The organism is Nonomuraea sp. NPDC004580, assembly GCF_040609855.1.
In the GTDB taxonomy this organism is placed as follows: domain Bacteria; phylum Actinomycetota; class Actinomycetes; order Streptosporangiales; family Streptosporangiaceae; genus Nonomuraea; species Nonomuraea salmonea.
Map to the genome: position 1 here is coordinate 113,928 of NZ_JBEXLH010000005.1, position 15,937 is coordinate 129,864.

Annotated in this window: 14 protein-coding genes; 3 read left to right on the top strand and 11 right to left on the bottom strand. The window is 73.0% G+C overall.

Going from position 1 to position 15,937, the window contains the following annotated elements:
- Positions 1-15: 15 nt before the first annotated feature.
- The 8 genes from ABZW11_RS09015 to ABZW11_RS09050 all read right to left on the bottom strand — a co-directional run bounded on the left by ABZW11_RS09015 (position 16) and on the right by ABZW11_RS09050 (position 8,732).
- Positions 16-1,305 (bottom strand): HAMP domain-containing sensor histidine kinase, encoded by a 1,290-nt coding sequence (locus ABZW11_RS09015; RefSeq protein WP_355414280.1) that lies wholly within the window; start codon positions 1,303-1,305, stop codon positions 16-18.
- On the bottom strand, positions 1,302-1,991 hold the full coding sequence (locus tag ABZW11_RS09020) for a response regulator transcription factor (protein WP_355414282.1): 690 nt from the start codon (positions 1,989-1,991) through the stop codon (positions 1,302-1,304). Before ABZW11_RS09020 ends, ABZW11_RS09015 begins: the two co-directional genes overlap by 4 nt.
- A 93-nt stretch (positions 1,992-2,084) precedes the next feature.
- The gene (locus tag ABZW11_RS09025) at positions 2,085-3,422 is read right to left on the bottom strand and encodes a cation:proton antiporter (protein ID WP_355414284.1); all 1,338 of its coding nucleotides are present in this window, start codon (positions 3,420-3,422) and stop codon (positions 2,085-2,087) included.
- A complete protein-coding gene (locus ABZW11_RS09030; protein ID WP_355414286.1) occupies positions 3,379-4,770 on the bottom strand; it encodes a cytochrome P450 in 1,392 nt (463 codons plus the stop codon). The genes ABZW11_RS09025 and ABZW11_RS09030 overlap by 44 nt, the downstream gene beginning before the upstream one ends.
- A complete protein-coding gene (locus ABZW11_RS09035) occupies positions 4,764-6,086 on the bottom strand; it encodes an alpha-hydroxy acid oxidase (RefSeq protein ID WP_355414288.1) in 1,323 nt (440 codons plus the stop codon). Before ABZW11_RS09035 ends, ABZW11_RS09030 begins: the two co-directional genes overlap by 7 nt.
- An 11-nt stretch (positions 6,087-6,097) precedes the next feature.
- On the bottom strand, positions 6,098-7,654 hold the full coding sequence (locus tag ABZW11_RS09040) for an NAD(P)-binding domain-containing protein (RefSeq protein WP_355414290.1): 1,557 nt from the start codon (positions 7,652-7,654) through the stop codon (positions 6,098-6,100).
- Between the two features lie 71 nt (positions 7,655-7,725).
- Positions 7,726-7,884 (bottom strand): hypothetical protein, encoded by a 159-nt coding sequence (locus tag ABZW11_RS09045; protein WP_355414292.1) that lies wholly within the window; start codon positions 7,882-7,884, stop codon positions 7,726-7,728.
- A 77-nt stretch (positions 7,885-7,961) separates the two neighbouring features.
- Positions 7,962-8,732, bottom strand: coding sequence for a DUF4352 domain-containing protein (locus tag ABZW11_RS09050; protein WP_355414294.1), 771 nt, complete (start codon positions 8,730-8,732; stop codon positions 7,962-7,964).
- A 136-nt stretch (positions 8,733-8,868) separates the two neighbouring features.
- Here ABZW11_RS09050 and ABZW11_RS09055 point away from each other — a divergent pair, with 136 nt between their 5' ends.
- Positions 8,869-9,615 carry an SDR family oxidoreductase gene (locus ABZW11_RS09055; RefSeq protein ID WP_355414296.1) on the top strand — a complete coding sequence of 249 codons (747 nt, stop codon included), beginning with the start codon at positions 8,869-8,871 and terminating at the stop codon, positions 9,613-9,615.
- Between the two features lie 97 nt (positions 9,616-9,712).
- On the top strand, positions 9,713-9,907 hold the full coding sequence (locus ABZW11_RS09060) for a hypothetical protein (protein ID WP_355414298.1): 195 nt from the start codon (positions 9,713-9,715) through the stop codon (positions 9,905-9,907).
- On the opposite strand, the gene ABZW11_RS09065 is transcribed toward ABZW11_RS09060, so the two are convergent.
- The 3 genes from ABZW11_RS09065 to ABZW11_RS09075 are packed head-to-tail and all read right to left on the bottom strand — an operon-like array spanning position 9,904 to position 15,137.
- A complete protein-coding gene (locus ABZW11_RS09065; RefSeq protein WP_355414300.1) occupies positions 9,904-13,122 on the bottom strand; it encodes an AAA family ATPase in 3,219 nt (1,072 codons plus the stop codon). The two genes, ABZW11_RS09060 and ABZW11_RS09065, sit on opposite strands and share 4 nt — an antisense overlap.
- Positions 13,106-14,404: an oxygenase MpaB family protein gene (locus ABZW11_RS09070; protein WP_355414302.1), complete on the bottom strand. Its 1,299-nt coding sequence runs from the start codon at positions 14,402-14,404 to the stop codon at positions 13,106-13,108. The genes ABZW11_RS09065 and ABZW11_RS09070 overlap by 17 nt, the downstream gene beginning before the upstream one ends.
- Before the next feature lie 22 nt (positions 14,405-14,426).
- Positions 14,427-15,137 carry a Crp/Fnr family transcriptional regulator gene (locus ABZW11_RS09075; protein WP_355414304.1) on the bottom strand — a complete coding sequence of 237 codons (711 nt, stop codon included), beginning with the start codon at positions 15,135-15,137 and terminating at the stop codon, positions 14,427-14,429.
- Positions 15,138-15,316: 179 nt separating this feature from the next.
- Here ABZW11_RS09075 and ABZW11_RS09080 point away from each other — a divergent pair, with 179 nt between their 5' ends.
- The gene (locus ABZW11_RS09080) at positions 15,317-15,937 is read left to right on the top strand and encodes a sigma-70 family RNA polymerase sigma factor (protein WP_355414306.1); all 621 of its coding nucleotides are present in this window, start codon (positions 15,317-15,319) and stop codon (positions 15,935-15,937) included.

The following is a 15,937-nucleotide window of genomic DNA, read 5'->3' on the forward strand; positions in this document are numbered from 1 at the left end:
AGGGCCCCCCGGTGTTCAGGGTTTCGAGGCCGGTTCCGGGCGGGGTCCGGGGGTGAGCCCGGGGTGGTGGGCGGGCAGGCGTACGGTGAAGGCCGCGCCTTCGCCCGGCCGCCCGTCCGCGGTGATCGTGCCGTGATGGCCCTCCACGACCTCGCGCACGAGCGCCAGCCCCAGCCCGAACCCGGTCCCCTCGAACCTGCCGAACAACCGCTCGGTGTCCTCCGGGTCGAGGCCGACCCCGTCGTCCTCGACGGTGAGCAGCACGACGCCGGGCTCGCACGACAGCCGCATCCTGATGTGGCCGCCCGGCCCGGTGTGGCCGAGCGCGTTGTCGAGCAACGCGGAGACCACCCTGCGCAGGGCCGACTCGACGCCGCGTACGACGTGGTCGCCGGGCCCGTCGCAGCGCACCTGCACGTCCACCCCGCGGGCGGCGGCCCGCGCGCCGTCGGCCGCGGCCAGCTCGGCGGCCAGCACGGCGAGGTCCACCGGCCCGAACGGCCGCCGCAGATGCTGGAACTGGGCGGAGCACAGCAGGTCCTCCACCACCTCGCCGAGCTGCCTGGTGCCGGTGACGAGGTGATCGGCCTCGTCGATGAGCAGGATCGGGTCGGTGCCGCCGCGCAGCCGCCTGGACAGCAGCTGGGCGCGGGTGTTCAGCCGGGTCAGCGGAGTGCGCAGCTCGTGGCTGACGTCGGCGGCGAAGCGCCGCTGCCGGGCCAGCGCCTCGCCCAGCGGCGCGATGGCGCGGCGGGCGACGACCTGGCCGACGACCAGCGCGGCCAGCAGCCCGGCCACCTCGGCGCCGAGCAGCGTCTGCAGCAGCCGCTGCCGCTCCGACACCTGGTAACGCAGGTCGAGCGCGGCCTGCACGATGGTGTCGCCCCGGCGGCGGGTATGCACGAGATACTCCTGGCCGGCCACCGTGACCTGCACGGTCTCCTCGGGCACGCCGCCGGAGACGTGGTTGATGGAGCTGCGCAGGGGCAGCTCGGCGGGCGCGCCGGGCGAGGCGGCGATGGTGCCGTCGGAGCGCAGCTGGTACAGCCAGACGCAGGGCGGCGGGTACGCCACCGGCGAGCGCGCGGCCGTGACCGCCAGGTCGCGCATCGCGGCGGTGCCCTGGCTGTGCACCATCGCGCACCACACCAGCACGCCGACCAGCGCCAGCACCACCGAGAACGCGCCCGCCACCTGCACGGTGACCCGGCGGCGGGCCCGTTTCAGCAGGCGGCGGCCAGGATCGGGCTCCGGCTCAGGACGCGGGCCAGGGTCGGCCGGGCGGTGCGGCGCGATGACGCTCACAGCGCACCCAGGCGGTAGCCCACGCCGCGTACGGTGCTCACCACGCCCGCGCCCAGCTTGCTGCGCAGGTAGTACACGTAGGTATCCACGATCGACTCCTTCTTCGCCCCGTCGAAGACCTGCTGGCGCAACGCCCTGCGGGTGTGCACCTGGCTCGGGCGCGCGGCCAGCGCGCTGAGCAGCCGGCACTCCTGCCCCGACAGCATCACCTGCTCGCCGCTGGGCAGCCGGACGATGTGCGACTCCGCGTCCAGCCAGCCCTCGCCCAGCGGCAGCAGCGTGGCCATGTCGAGGTTGCGGCGGTGCAGCGCCCGTACCCTGGCCAGGAGCTCTTCGATGTCGAAGGGCTTGACGAGATAGTCCTCCGCGCCGGCGTCGAGCCCGGTGACCCGGTCGGCCACCGAGCCGAACGCCGTCAGCAGCAGCACCGGAGTGGTGACCGCCTGCCGCCGCAGCCGCCGCAGCAGGTCGATGCCGTCCATCGAGGGCAGGCCGCGATCGACGATGAGCACGTCGTACGCGCGGCTCAGCCCAAGGTGCAGCCCTCGCTGTCCCTCCAGCGCCAGATCGACCGTGTATCCCTGTTCGGTGAACAGGTCGACCAGCATCGGCCCCAGTTCGCGGTCGTCCTCGACGAGCAGCAGCCGACGGGAGGGCGGGTCGGCCGTGCCTGAAGTCCCAGCCACGGCACCACGGTTACACCACTGTGGCGGAAAAACCAGATCCACCCGTCTCATTGGCCTCCCAGAAGAAGTGCCCGCACCCGCCCACCTGGGCGATCACGGGGAACTGGATGGAACTTCCACGGGCCGCTCGGCCGGCGCCTCGGCCTTGGTCGTCAGCTCCAGCCGCTCGGGCAGGGCGAGCTTGTACAGCGGCAGCGCGCCCGCGGTGGTCAGCACGGCCACCAGCACCAGCATCGAGAACAGCTCCGTGGTGATCATCTGCTGGGCGAGCCCGATGTTGATGAAGATGAGGATCATCAGGCCGCGGGCGTTCATCAGCCCGCCCACCGCGTACGACTCCCGCCACGAGAACCCGAGCCAGCGCATCGCCAGCGAGCACCCGAAGTACTTCCCGGCGAACCCGGCCGCCAGGATCAGCAGGAACGCCAGCACCATGGCGCCGCCGGTGATGCCGCCGAGCTGGGTGTTCAGCCCGGAGAAGGTGAAGAAGACCGGCAGCAGCAGGGTCGAGACGACCTCCATCATGCGGCCGTGCAAAACCTGGCGGAACTCGGGGTTCCGCGGCATGGCGAGGCCGGCGAAGAAGCCGCCGAAGACGGAGTAGACGCCGATCCAGTCCGTCATCCAGCCGGCCGCCAGCGGGACGAGGATCACCACGTACATGCCGGTCGGGCCGAGCCGCCCGGTGCGCGCGACGCTGTCGCCCATCGGCCGCAGCAGCGGGGCCACGACCTTGAGCATGACGATGGCGAACAGCGCGGTCAGCGCGACCGTCGGCAGCGCCCCCGCAGGGCCGTCGCCGAGGTGCATGGCCGTCAGCACGGCGAGCAGGCACCACGCCAGCGCGTCGTCGATGGAGGCGCCCAGCAGGGACAGGCGGCCGAGCGGGGAGTTCTCCAGGCCGCGCTCGTACAGGATCCTGGCCAGCATGGGGAAGGCGGTCAGCGACAGCGCGCCCCCGACGAACAGGGCGAACTGCAGCGGCGGCACCTCCGGGCGGGACAGCAGGTCGTACAGCACGAGGCCGGCGCCCGCGCCGAGCAGCAGCGACGGCAGGATGCCCGACGCGGCCAGCACCGACGCCTTGCGTGCCTCGCCCGGCGTGCCGGCGCTGTGGTCGAGTCCGGCGCCGACCAGGAACATGTAGAGGGTCAGGCCGATGGTGCTCAGCACGTACAGGACCGGCCGGACCTCAGGCGGGAACAGGCCGGCCTGCGCCTCGGGGAACAACCAGCCGAACAACGTGGGCCCGAGCAGCACGCCGGCGACCATCTCGCCGAGCACGCGCGGCTGCATCACGAGCTGGGCCAGCCTGCCGCAGATCGCCGCCGTGATCAGGATGACGACGAGGGCGGGCAGGACCTTGAGCACCAGGGAGAGGTTCGGGTCAGAGGGAGCGACGTGCGCCAGGTTCATGACCAGGGTGGGCATACCGGTCCTCCGCATCGGAAGCGTCAGGGGGGTTGGAGGCGGCCTCGGCGAAGTGACGCTCGCACAGCCGTTGTCGGTGCGCGTCCCACACCATGTACGTGCCGAGGACGAGCTGGACGAGGCTGCGCCAGACGTCCTCCCAGCGGTCGCGCACCCGCAGGTACGTCAGCGCGGGCCGGGGCCGGTGCGCGGCCCCGCGCGGGGTGAGCAGGCAGGGCCCGCGGCTGGGCAGGGATCTGGTGTGGCTGACGGAGGAGTCGAGGACGTAGCGGTCGAGCACCTCCCGCGCCACCGCGCGCATCGCGATCGGCGCCAGCCGCCAGGCCGGGCACGGCCGGTTGGCCGCGACGCCGAACGGGACGTGGTTCAGCTCCTTCGCGGGCCGATCGAAACGGCCGGGGTCGAAGCGGCCGGGGTCGGCGAACCCCGCCCGGTGGAACTCGGGATAGTTGAAGCACAGCACGGAACCGGCCGGGATCGTGGTGTGCTCGTCCAGCGGGATGTCGCCGCTGGTGACCCGGTGGGCGATGCCGAACAGCGGGTAGAGCCGCAGCGTCTCGTTGATCACCCGGTCGAAGTGGCGGTCATCGGACGTCCACGCGCGTTCCTGCTCCTCGGGGTGCTGGGCGAGGACGAGCAGCAGATGCGCCATGGCCTCACTGAGCTGCACCACGGCGGTGTTGAAGAACGCGCCCTGCAGGTAGTACGCCTGCTCCAGCGGGGTCAGGCCGCCGGGCAGCGGCACCCGTACCTCGTCCAGGCGGGGCAGCAGGTAGCGGGTCAGGCGGTCGCGGCGGCCCATGTGCCGCAGCCCCGTGCACTTGAGCGAGGTGACCACGTCGTCGGCGTTTGCCGCGATCAGGTCGCGGGCCTCGCGCGGGCAGCGCTCGGCGAAGACCAGCTCGTACGCGAACTCCGCCCACACCGGCATCATCAGGTCCCGCAGCCTGACCAGCCCGCGCACGCCCTCCAGGCCGCGCACGGCGCACCGGCGGGCCACCTCCTCCACCTCGCCCTTCGGCACCGCGAGCAGGGCACGGGTGGTGCGGGCCACGGCGTCGTACCGCTCGCCCCGCTCCAGGTGCTCCTGGTGCATCTCGGGGCCGGGGGCCAGCCAGTACCAGAACAGGTCCGACAGCGCCGCGCCCTTGCTGCGGCCGTTCGCGGCCGGGTGGGCGTACAACTCGCGGAAGCGCTCGACGCCTACCAGCTCGCCGGGCACCGGCACGCCCTCGTCGCCGTTGATCCGGGCGAACACCCGCTCGCGCAGCGCCACCACCCGGCGCGGCAGCCACCACGGCGAGCTCACCAGTACGGCCACCACCAGCAGCACGACGGCGATCAGCATGGCCGCACCGCGTCCCGCACCGTGTCCCGCACCGTGTCCCGGACCGTGTCCCGGACCGTGTCCCGGACCGTGTCCCGGACCATGTCCCGGCTCAGGCCGCCCACACCGGCGCAGCCGCACAGCGTCATGGCCTCCTCGAACTGCGCCCGCAGCAGGCCGAGCACGCCGGCCACGCCCGCCTCGCCGCCGGCGGCGAGACCCCACAGCACCGGACGGCCGACCCCGACCGCGGCGGCGCCCAGCGCCAGGGCCTTGACCACGTCGGCGCCGCGCCGCACCCCGCCGTCCATCAGCACCGGCACCGCGCCCGCGACCTCGGCCACGACGTCCGGCAGCAGGTCGATCGCGGCGGGCATGCCGTCGAGCTGCCGGCCGCCGTGGTTCGACACCAGGATCGCCGCGGCGCCGTGGCCGATCGCGAGCCTGGCGTCGGCCGGGTGCGTGACGCCCTTGACCACGAGAGGCAGGTCCGTCATGCGGCGCAGCACGGCGAGGTGCTCCCACGACAGCTCGGGCCACATCACGATCGGCCGCACCGGGCCTCCGGGGCCGTCGCGCAGGTTCTCGCAGTGCAGGTGGGCGGGCAGGTCGTGGAAGCCGTTGCGGACGTCGCGCTCGCGTACGCCCATGACCGGCGAGTCGGCCGTGACCACCAGCGCCGTGCAGCCCGCCGACTTCGCGCGGCGCACGACGCGCTCGGTGAAGGCCAGGTCGGGCTGGACGTAGAGCTGGAACCACAGCTCGGCGCCCGGCGCTGCCGCCGCCACCTCCTCGACGGCGACCGTGGCGGCCATGCTGACGATCATGATGGTCTCGGCCGCCGCCGCGGCCCGCGCGGTCGCCCGCTCGCCCTGCGGGTCGGCCAGGCGGTGGAACGCGGTCGGCGCCACCAGCACCGGCATGGACGCGCGGCTGTTCAGCAGGGTCACGCCGGTCTCCGGCCTGCCCGCGCCGCGCAGCACCCTCGGCACCAGAGCGAGCCGGTCGAAGGCGGCCTCGTTGGCGCGCAGCGTGATCTCCCCGCCCGCACCGCCCGCGAAGTAGTCGTAGTGCGCGGGGGCGAGGCGCTCGCGGGCGGCGTCCTCGAAGTCCCGCAGCCGCCAGCCGCTCATCGGGCCGCGCGGGGCGTTGGCCTTGAGGTCGCGGACCGGGCCGTGCGTCGGGCCGTAGCGGGGATCGCTCAGCGGGACGGGCGGCGAGACGGGCGGCGAGACGGGCGGCGAGACGGGTGGCGGGCCGTTCGCCGGGACGGGCGCCGAGGTGCGGGCCGGGTCGCGCGGCGAGGTGCGGGCCGGGTCGTGGACGGGGCTGCTCATCGTCGGGCGCATCACGCGGGGACCGCGGCGGTGCGCCGGGCGAAGAACGCCCGCAGCGGCTCCACATGCACCTCGGGGGAGTCCCACTCGTTCTCCAGGTTCTCCGTCACGTGATGCACGGCGACCGGCTGCCCGGGAAGATGGTGGCGGACGACCGGATGCAGGTAGTGGCCCTCGTGCGCGCGGGCCACGTCGCCCTGGCCCGGCCGGGCGACCTCGATGTCGAACGGGTCCACCTTGTCGTGGCCGGGGCCGTACTCCAGGGTGATCGAGAAGTGGCCGTGCTCGCCGATCGGGTGTTCGCGCAGGTCGTACGGCACCTCCTCGTAGTAGCGGGCGGTGCCGCCGTCGAGCGTGATCACGTCGGCCAGCAGCCCGAACTGCTGCCACAGGGCCGAGGTGCGGTTGATCCTGGCGACCACCGCCGCCGCCATCGCCGCCGGGTCGGCGGGCAGCTCAGTGGCCGGCCACGGCACCCCGTGGTCTCGCCACTCCAGCACGCGGTGCAGGGCCCGCACGCCGTACCGGAAGCCGTGGAGGAAGCCGCTCGTGCCGCGCTTGAAGTCGCGCGACTGGGTGATGGTGCCGGCGAAGTACAGGCCGGGGACGTCCACCGACTCGTACGCGGGCGTCAGCGCCGGGAACCTGCCGTCGCACGCGAGCGCCGGCCGGCACCCGGGCGCGAAGATCGAGTCGTCGAAGCGGAACCCGGTGCACACGATGACGCGGTCGTACGGGATGTCCTTGGTGATCTCGTCCGCCCGGACGAAGGCCACGCTCACCAGGTACGTGCCGTCCGGCTGCCGCTCGATGTTCCTGACGTGCCCGTCGAGCACCGCGTTCTGGGACTTGAGCTGGTAGGTGTCCAGCATGCTGTTGTTGATCGCGCGCAGGTGGCCCACGTAGTGGGTGCGCCAGGCCAGCCGCACTGAGCGCGGCCCCGCGACGTGGATGACGGCGGCGGTCTCGACCAGGTTGTCGGCCGTCTCGAAGGCGGAGTTGCCCTTGCCGATGATGAGCACCCGCTGGTTGGTGTAGCCGGCGGGGTCGATGGACGCGTCGGCGTACAGGTCGGCCGTCTCGATGCCCGGGATGGGCGGGATGTTCGGCTTGCTCACCCCGGTCGCCACGACGACCCGCCGCGCCTCGAACGTCCGGCCGTCCTCGGCCGTCACCACGAAGTGACCTGGCCGCTCCACCCTGGCCACCTGGGCGCCGTACTCGATCCGCAACCCGCAGGCCCGCGCGAAGTCGCCGAGATAGCGGACCATGTCATCGGCATGCGGGAAATACCGGTCGCTGTAGCGGGTGAACAGCAGCTCCGGATCGTCCGACAGCAGGGAGTTCCAATCCATCCGCAGGTTGAGCTCGGGGTCGTCCCAGCCGGTGTGCTTCTTGTTGATCGAGATGAGCGTGCGGTGGCGCGGGAACGTGCGGAAGAACAGGCCAGGCGCCGCGCCCGCCTCGAGGATCACGTAGCTGCGGCCGGACTTGTGGAGGAAGTGACCGAGCTGCAGGCCCGCGGGGCCGGCGCCGATCACCACATAGTCGAGGGGGTTGTCCGCCATGTACGCCTCCGTCACGACAAAGTGCTTGACAGGACGATCGACATTTTTGGCAAGCAATTCTCAGAGAATGCTCAGAGCGGGCGGCCGCCGTGCCGGGCCGGGCTCGCCTGTCCGGTGCCGGTCCGCTCGTCGGGGGCACCGACCGCGTACGCCTCGTCCACGTCGAGGTGGCCGGCGGGGACCCGCTCGATCGGGCCGGCGTACCTGACGATCGCGTTGACCTTGATCACTCAGGTCGGTCTCATCGGCCGGCTCCAGCAGCCGCCACAGGCGCGGCATGGTGCTGATCGAGCCACAGGGGGACGTGCTAGGCCAGCGTCCACTCGGCCTTCTGCGAGCCGAGGCCGGCGTTGATCGCGTATTGGAGCTTGGCGGCCCGTGCCGCCTGCGGCACCTCGAACACCACCACGCCCATGCGCGAGTCGCCGCCGCTGATCGACACCGTCGCGCCGAAGTCCTGCCCCTCGCCGATCTGCTTGACGCTGGGGCGGTATTGCCGGTTCTCGTGGTCGATGAGCCAGGCGCTCAGCAGCGGGGAGTCGGTGAACTGGGCCTGGCCGGTGTTGGTGAAGGTCATCTCCACGGCGACGAGCTTGCTGCCCGCCGCCGGCTTCACGAACTCGGTGGCGGGCGTGGCCGGGTCGATGACGCGGCTGACGGTCGCGCTGAGCTGCAGGGCGGGGTCGATGGACTGGAGCGTGATCGACCCGCCGAGCCCCGCCGGCCCGGTCTGTTGCTGAAGGGGCTGGCCGGCTTGCGTCTGGGCGGGGTCAGGTCGGGCCGGGTCGGTCTGGGCCGGGTCGGTCTGGGCCGGGTCGGTCTGGGCCGGGCCGGTTTGGGCTGGGGTGGTCTCCTGGGCGTCGGCCAGCGGCTCCCTGGACGGCATCACCATGGTCGCGGAGCTTGGTGAAGGCCCGCCGCCGGTGTCGGTCAGCACCAGCGCGAGGGCCGCGCCGCCGCCGAACAGCAGCATCGGCAGGCCGACCACGAACAGCACGATCAGGGGAAGGTTGTCGTCGCGCGTGGCGGGCGGCGGCCCGTAGGCCGGCCGGTGGTACGTCGGGGGCGGGTATCCCACGGGTGACTCCTGGTAGGGGACGGGAGTGTTGGGACGTTCCACCCGGCCATCCGGTTGTCCTTGATCGGTTTCCGGGGGCGCTGTCCATCCTAGGCCGCCGGAAGGCGCTTGCCGAGCATCCCCTATCGTGCGGGGGATGAGCGGACGTGGAGTACTTGTCACGGGAGCGTCGAGAGGCATCGGCAGGGCCGTCGCGGCGGCCTTCGCCGAGCGGGGAGACCGGGTCGCCATCCATCACCGCGACTCGGCCGGCGACGCCGCGAGCCTGCTCGGCGCGCTGCCGGGCGAAGGGCACGCGGTGGTCCAGGCGGACCTGGCCGACCCCGAGGCGGTCAGGTCGATGGTGGACGCGGCGGCCGGGGCGCTGGGCGGCCGGATCGACGTACTGGTCAACAACGCGGGCGTCTTCCTGCACCACCCGATCACGGAGCTGACGTACGAGGAGTGGCAGGACGCCTGGCAGCGCACCCTCGGCGTCAACCTGATGGGCGCGGCCAACGCCGCCTGGTGCGCGCTGCGGCACATGGGCGAGGGCGGCAGGATCGTCAACGTCTCCTCGCGCGGCGCCTTCAGGGGCGAGCCCGACAGCCCGGCGTACGGCGCGAGCAAGGCCGGGCTGAACGCGCTCGGCCAGTCGCTGGCCATCGCCCTCGCGCCGCGCGGCATCGCGGTGGCCACGGTCGCGCCCGGGTTCGTCGAGACCGACATGACCAACGAGCACCTCAAGGCGCCGCGTGGCGACGCGATCAGGGCGCAGAGCCCGTTCGGACGGGTGGCGCGGCCCGAGGAGATCGCCGCGGCCGTCGTGTACCTGGCCTCGCCCGAGGCCGAATGGGCCAGCGGGGCCGTCCTGGACCTCAACGGGGCCTCTTACCTGCGCTGATGCCCGTCTGCCGGGGATCTCGTGATCTGCCGGCATTCCAGGGCTATGGTGAACTCTCAGGACGCCTCGGGACTCGTTCGTTCGTGAGGGGGTCGGTGTGGCCGGTCGCCGCGGGTACGCGTGGTCATCGCTGGCGATCTGCGTCGCGATCGTGCTCGCCGCCCTCCTCCTGCACGGCGCGTTCGGCGACATCGGGCCGCTCTACACGGTGCTGCTCATCCCGATCGGGCCGGCCGTCTTCATCAGAACGCCGCCAGGCGAGCCGGCGTCAAGACGCCGCACGTGGGGCTAGATGGCGGCGCGGCGGTCCAGCAGCAGGGCGCCGCGGCCGGAGAGCAGGGTGCGGCACCAGTTGCGCAGGTCCGAGGATTTGGGGCCGTCCAGGTCGCTCTCGTCGAGCAGGTCGGCCCAGTCGAGGAGCGACTCGGCGAGCATCAGGGGGACGCCGCGGCGCTCGTGGACCTCGGCGGCCGCCTCGAAGTGGCCGGCGGCGCGCTGCTCGTCACCCATCGCCACGCACAGGTGGGCGAGGTAGTGGTGGCCGCAGTGGTGGGCGACCGTGCCGTGGCCGAACGTCTCGCCGCCGCCGGAGAGCGCGTCGTACAGGCGCCCGGCCAGCTCGGCACGGCCCAGCCGGGCGGCGGCCACGGCCAGGTTGTCCAGCGCGGGCCGGTGCGCCATGTTGCGCGGCGGGGTCTCGCCGCCGTCGGCGAGTATGCGGTCGAGCAGCGGCCCCGCCTCCTCGTCGGCCAGCTCGCACAGATAACGCAGCACCGCGTGCACCGGATCGACCCGGGGCGCCTGCCCGGCACGGCGCAGCCGGTCGCGCAGCTCCCACAGCCGCCCCTGCAGCCGCCGGATCTCCGCGATCTGCTCGGAGAAGATGGCCACCGCCTCCAGCCGCCGGCCGATCTCGGAGCCGAGCCGCAGCGCCGCCTCCGCCTCCGCCTCGGCCTGCGCGAGGTCGCCCTGCATGAGGGTGAGCCCGGCCTTGGAGTAGCCGATCAGCCAGTTGAGGTGCGGCTGCCCGAGCCGGTGTGCCAGCTCGTCGGCCCGGTCGAGCAGGTCGGCCGCCTTGGTGGCGTCGCCGCTGTCCAGCACGGGAGGCGTGCGCTGCACGTACGCGTGGAACAGCGCCAGGTCGTCACCCGTGCGGCGGGCCGCCTCCAGCATCTCGTCACCGTCGCGGTGGCGCTGGTGCAGCGGGTCGGCCGGGATGATGGTCAGGCTGCGCATGCCCAGCACGCCGGCCAGCGTGCGCGGGTCGCCCGACTTGCGGGCCAGCGCCACCGCCTCGTCGCTGAGCGCGAAGCGCCGCTCGCCGTCGGGCGCCCAGATCAGCTCGGAGGCGAGCTGCGCGGCCAGCAGCGCGCGGGTGCTGACGTCGGTGGAGTCGACCACCTTGCGCGCCTCGGTGAGCAGCGCGATGCGCTCACGGTCGGGGGCCGCCGAGATGGAGGAGCCCCGGTCGCCGCCGAGCGCGGCGGTGACGATCAGGTCGTGGCGCTCGCACTCCCTGGCCAGGTCGGCCGCGTCCAGCAGGGTGCGGCGGGCGTCGGGGTGCCCGGCCAGCCACATCGCCCTGCCGCACTCGACCAGCAGCTCGGCGCGGCGTTCGCGGGACGCGCCGGGGGAGTCGGGGAGCAGGGCGAGCGCCCGCTGGTACCAGGTGACCGCCTCGCGGTGGGCGAGCCCGGCCAGCGCGTGCTGGGCGGCGTGCACGGCCGCGTCGGCCGCCGCGCTCACCCGTGCCGGGTCGCGGCCCTGCTCGGCGGCGGCCAGCAGGTGGGCGGCCACCACGTACGGCCTGGTCCGCATCGCGTGGGGGTCGGTGGCGAGCAGCGCGTCGGCGACCCGCCCGTGCAGCAGCGCGGCGCGCGGCGCCGAGAGCGTGGTGCAGAGCGCGGTCCTGGTCAGCTCGTGGGAGAACTGGCAGGACCCGTTGTCCAGCATGGTCACCAGGCCCGTGCCCATGGCCTCCTCGACGGCGGCCACGAAGCGCGGCTCATCGAGATCGAGGCCGCCGCGCAGCTCGGCGGAGTCCATCCGCTCGCCCACGGCCAGCAGACTGACCAGGTCGCGGGCGTCGGGGTGGAGCTGCGCGACGCGGGCCGTCACCATGCGGGTGACGGAGTCGGGCACGGCCAGCGCGTCGAGGTCCTTGCCCGCGCCCAGTTCCCTGATGACCTCGCTGACGAGGAACGCGTTGCCGCCGGTGATGCGGTGCAGCCGCTCGGCGTCGGCGCGGGCCCGCGACTGCGCGAGCGCGTCGCTCACCTCGTCGGGCCCGAACGCCGGCACCGGGATCACCCGGGCGTCGGCGGTGAGCTTGTGCAGCTCGGGCAGCGTCTGTGAGGGCGCGGACTCGACCGGCACCGGCCGCGACATGGCGAGGACGAGCAGCGGCAGCGCGTCGGAGTCCCACATCAGGGCGCTCAGCATCTGCAGCGACTCCAGCGTCGCCCACTGCAGGTCGTCGATGATCAGCAGCACCGGGCGTACGGTGGCCAGGCGCTCGATCAGCGTGCGGGCCGCGGCCATCAGCTGGTAGCGCTCGGAGACCGGCTCGGTGGCCGGCGGCACCTCCAGCGACAGCGGCGGCGCGGCCAGCGAGGGCGCCAGCCGGACGAGCTGCCCGCACTGCTGGTCGATGCCGGCCCGCAGCAGCAGCGCGGGCGAGGTGCGGGCCAGCCGCTCGACGGCGCCCGCGATCGGCTCGTACGCCTTGCGCGCCGGATCGGTGCAGCGCCCCGCCAGCACCGTGAACTGCCGCTTGAGCGCCCGCCTGGCCGCCTCGGAGGCGAGCCGGGTCTTGCCCACGCCCGGCTCGCCTTCGAGGATCGCCAGTCTGCCGCCGAACTCGGCCGCCGCCAGCTCGCCGTCCAGCGCCCGCAGCTCCTCCTCGCGGCCCACGAACGGCAGCGCGCCCCCGTCGTCCAGCCACGGCGCGAGCCCGCCGCCGAGGTGGTGGTCGGCGCTCTGCCAGTGCAGCTCGTACGTGTGCAGCGGCTCGCGCAGCCCCTTGCCGGGCAGCCGCCCGAGGTCCTTGAACTCGTGCCTGCTGCGCCCCTGGGCCAGCCGCCTGACCAGGTCGGTGCAGAGCACCTGACCGCCCTCCGCGATCGCCACCAGGCGGGCCGCCTCCACCGTGGGCAGCCCGCTCACGTCGTCGTGCCCCCAGCACACGTCGCCGGCGGCCAGCGCCGCCCTGATGGAGATCTTGTCCATGGCGCGCTCGTTCTCGTCGGCCACCGCCTGCTGGACCGCGATGATCGCGTCGAGCCCCGCCGTGGCCGAGTCGAACACCGCCATCAGCCCGTCGCCCAGGCTCTTGGTGAACGACGAGCCGCTCGCCGTCACGACCGAGCGCAGCAGCTCGTACAGGCGGCGGAAGACGACGTTGGCCCGCTCCTCGCCGAGCCTGATGCGCAGCGCGGTGGAGCTGACGACGTCGGTGAACAGGATGGTCGCGGTGGTGAGCGTGCCCGGCTCATGTGGGGCTGTCACTGTGCGGCCCTTTCCGCCCGCGGGCGGGCGCTCGTAGCCTCGTGCGTACGTTCCTGCGGATCGCGCGGGCCTGTACGGCCGCGCGCGACTGCCTGATGCGCCAGGCGCGGGCCAGCTCGTCGGGGATCCTGAACGCCGCCTGCCCGTCGGAGTGGCGGTCGATCAGGGCGACCACGATCTGCCGCCCGGCCTTGCGTACCAGCCAGCGAATCACACCGTCCACCGGCCGGGCCAGCCAAGAGGAGCCGTGCGCGGCCTTCGCGGCGGCGAACAGTGCGGTGAACCACCAGGCGGGCGCGGGCACGGCGAGCAGCCCGGGCACCCGGCCGGCGCCGTGGGAGGCGTGCCGGAAGATCCAGTGGACCAGGCTGCGCGGCATCTTGCGCCAGCCCAGCGGCATGAACGCCTCCATCTCCTTCAGCATCACCGCCATCAGCAGGCGGCCCTCGTCGCTGGTCTCCAGCAGCCGGCCGAGGCGCGCGCTGACCGGCTCGACGTCGCGCAGGGTGAGCGGCCCCTCGCGGCAGACCTCGATGCCCATGAGGTGGCCGAAGACGCTCCACGTGTAGAGGTTGGCGGCGCGTTCCTCGTCGCTCAGCACCACGCCCATCGTCTCCATGGCCTCCCACGTCACCACGGAGAAGTCGAAGAGCGTGGCGAGCAGCAGCTCCTGGTTGACCGGCGCGCCCAGCCGCTCGGTGTCCCAGCGGCCGGCGTAGCGCTCGTCCACCAGGGCGCGGACGAACGAGTGCAGGATGCGCAGCCCGATCGCCGTCGTGTGGCCCGGCCGGCCGGGCTGGAGGCTGTCGGTGCTCTTCAGCCCCATCACGTCCACGAGCATCTGCCCGGTCTCCGCGACCCTGCGGGTCATCCCGTGCGTGGCGAGGTTGGAGACGCCGGCCAGCACCTTGGCGCTGGACACCTCCGCGTACGCCATCGGCAGGCAGGCGAAGAACAGCGCCGCCGACTGGTAGAGCCCGTGGTCGGCGAACACCGCCTGCCCCCTGGCCAGCAGCTCCCGGTCGTCACCCCACTCAGGCAGCTCCTTGGCGAAGTCGAGCGCGTCGAAGATCCGCGACGCCGGCGGCTCCCCCGATGGCTCCCTGGCCTCCCGCTTGGCCGCCCCCAGCTCCGCGACCACCGCCTTGACCAGCTCCAGCGCGCCCCGCCCCGGGGGCTGCTCCTGCAGGTATTCGGCGACCACCTTGTCGACGTCGGGATCGGCCTGCTGCCGTAGCTGCCGGAATCTCTCCTCCGGCCAGCGCCCCTCACGATCGTTCATGTGCCCCGTACTCCAGATTCGGTCAGAGGCCGCCCCGTTTCCGCAGGGCGGCGACGTCCAGCAGCCGGATCGTCCGGCCTTCGACGGCGATGAGGTCGCGCGCCACCAGCGACTGCAACGCCCGGTTGACGGCCGGGCGGGAGGCGCCGATCAGCGCGGCCAGGTCGGACTGGGTCAGCCCTGGCAGGTCCACCACCCCGCCGGCCTGGCCGTGCTTGTCGGCCAGCTGCAGCAGCAGCTTGGCCAGCCGCCCGCCGAGGTCGAGGAAGGCCAGGTCGGCCGCCTGGTCGGTGAGCCTGCGCACCATGCGGCCGAGCAGCCGCAGGAACTCGTCGGCCAGCCCAGGATGCTCGCGCATGAGCTCCAGCAGCCGCGCCCTGGGCAGCGCGAACACCCAGGCGGGCCGTGCGGTCACGATGGAGGCCGAGCGCGGCGAGTCGTCCAGCAGCGCCATCTCGCCGAAGGTGTCGCCGCGGCCCAGCATGTTGAGGACGATCTCGTCGCCGTGCTCGGTGGTGAACACCACCTTCACCAGACCGTCCAGCAGGACGTAGAGCGACTCTCCCGGGTCGCCCTGATGGAAGATGATCTGCCCCGACCGGTAGCGCCGGGTCAGGCCCGCCCGCGCCGTGCTGCGGATGCCGCTCTCTCCTAGCACCTGGAACAACGGGATCTCCGCCAGCACCGCGGCGACCGGCTCGACGTCGTGGGGAAGGCCGCTGCGCCCGTTCATGTAAGAACTCTAGGCCGCATTCCGCCGGGGGACAGCTTCCGGAAAGCGATCTTTGAATTGTGACCAGCGACACACCCAGGCTGTCACGTCCGGAACAGTCTTTCCGGAGCAACCGGCGCACGGTGGGTGAGCCGGCCGGAGCCGACCCCCCGAGTGCCCGGACCGGCAGGGAGAACGACATGCACGTGGACACCATGGAACGCCTCGACACCCGCCCTGAAACCCGACCCGGCACCCGTCCCGACCCGCGTCCTGACACCGGAGCCTTGGTGGCCGCCGCCCAGGAGGGCGACGCGCCGGCCTGGGAGCGGCTGGTCGAGGAGTTCAGCCCCATGCTCAAGGCCCGCATCCGCAGGTTCCGGCTGAGCCACGAGGACGCCCAGGACGTCCTGCAGACCACCTGGCTGCTGGCCTGGCAGAACCTCAGGAGCGTCGAGGACGGCCAGCGCATGGCGGGCTGGCTCGCCACGATCGCCTTCCGCGAGTGCCTCAAGCTCACCCGCAGGACGAAGGAGATCTGCACCCCCGACCTCGACTCGCTGGGCAGCACCGACGACGTCGACAGGGAACTGGCCAGGATCTGGCTGGCCGGCACCCTCGAAGAGCTCGTCGAGGAGCTGCCCGCGGCCCAGCGGGTGCTGTTCAGAGCGCTCACGGAAACCTCCGAGCCCCACTACGTGGACGTGGCGCGCAGGCTGGGCAGGCCGGTCGGCAGCATCGGGCCCACCCGAGCCCGCTGTTTCGCGAAGCTACGCGGCCTGCTGCAGGCGCGCGAGATCACCCGCGACTTCCTCGACTGA

Excerpts from the sequence above, each read along its gene's own strand:
- ABZW11_RS09025 (WP_355414284.1), bottom strand. The coding sequence starts at position 3,422 with ATGCCCACCCTGGTCATGAACCTGGCGCACGTCGCTCCCTCTGACCCG.
- ABZW11_RS09070 (WP_355414302.1), bottom strand. The coding sequence starts at position 14,404 with ATGAACGATCGTGAGGGGCGCTGGCCGGAGGAGAGATTCCGGCAGCTA.
- ABZW11_RS09040 (WP_355414290.1), bottom strand. The coding sequence starts at position 7,654 with ATGGCGGACAACCCCCTCGACTATGTGGTGATCGGCGCCGGCCCCGCG.
- ABZW11_RS09075 (WP_355414304.1), bottom strand. The coding sequence starts at position 15,137 with ATGAACGGGCGCAGCGGCCTTCCCCACGACGTCGAGCCGGTCGCCGCG.
- ABZW11_RS09035 (WP_355414288.1), bottom strand. The coding sequence starts at position 6,086 with ATGAGCAGCCCCGTCCACGACCCGGCCCGCACCTCGCCGCGCGACCCG.
- ABZW11_RS09030 (WP_355414286.1), bottom strand. The coding sequence starts at position 4,770 with ATGCTGATCGCCGTCGTGCTGCTGGTGGTGGCCGTACTGGTGAGCTCG.
- ABZW11_RS09055 (WP_355414296.1), top strand. The coding sequence starts at position 8,869 with ATGAGCGGACGTGGAGTACTTGTCACGGGAGCGTCGAGAGGCATCGGC.
- ABZW11_RS09080 (WP_355414306.1), top strand. The coding sequence starts at position 15,317 with ATGCACGTGGACACCATGGAACGCCTCGACACCCGCCCTGAAACCCGA.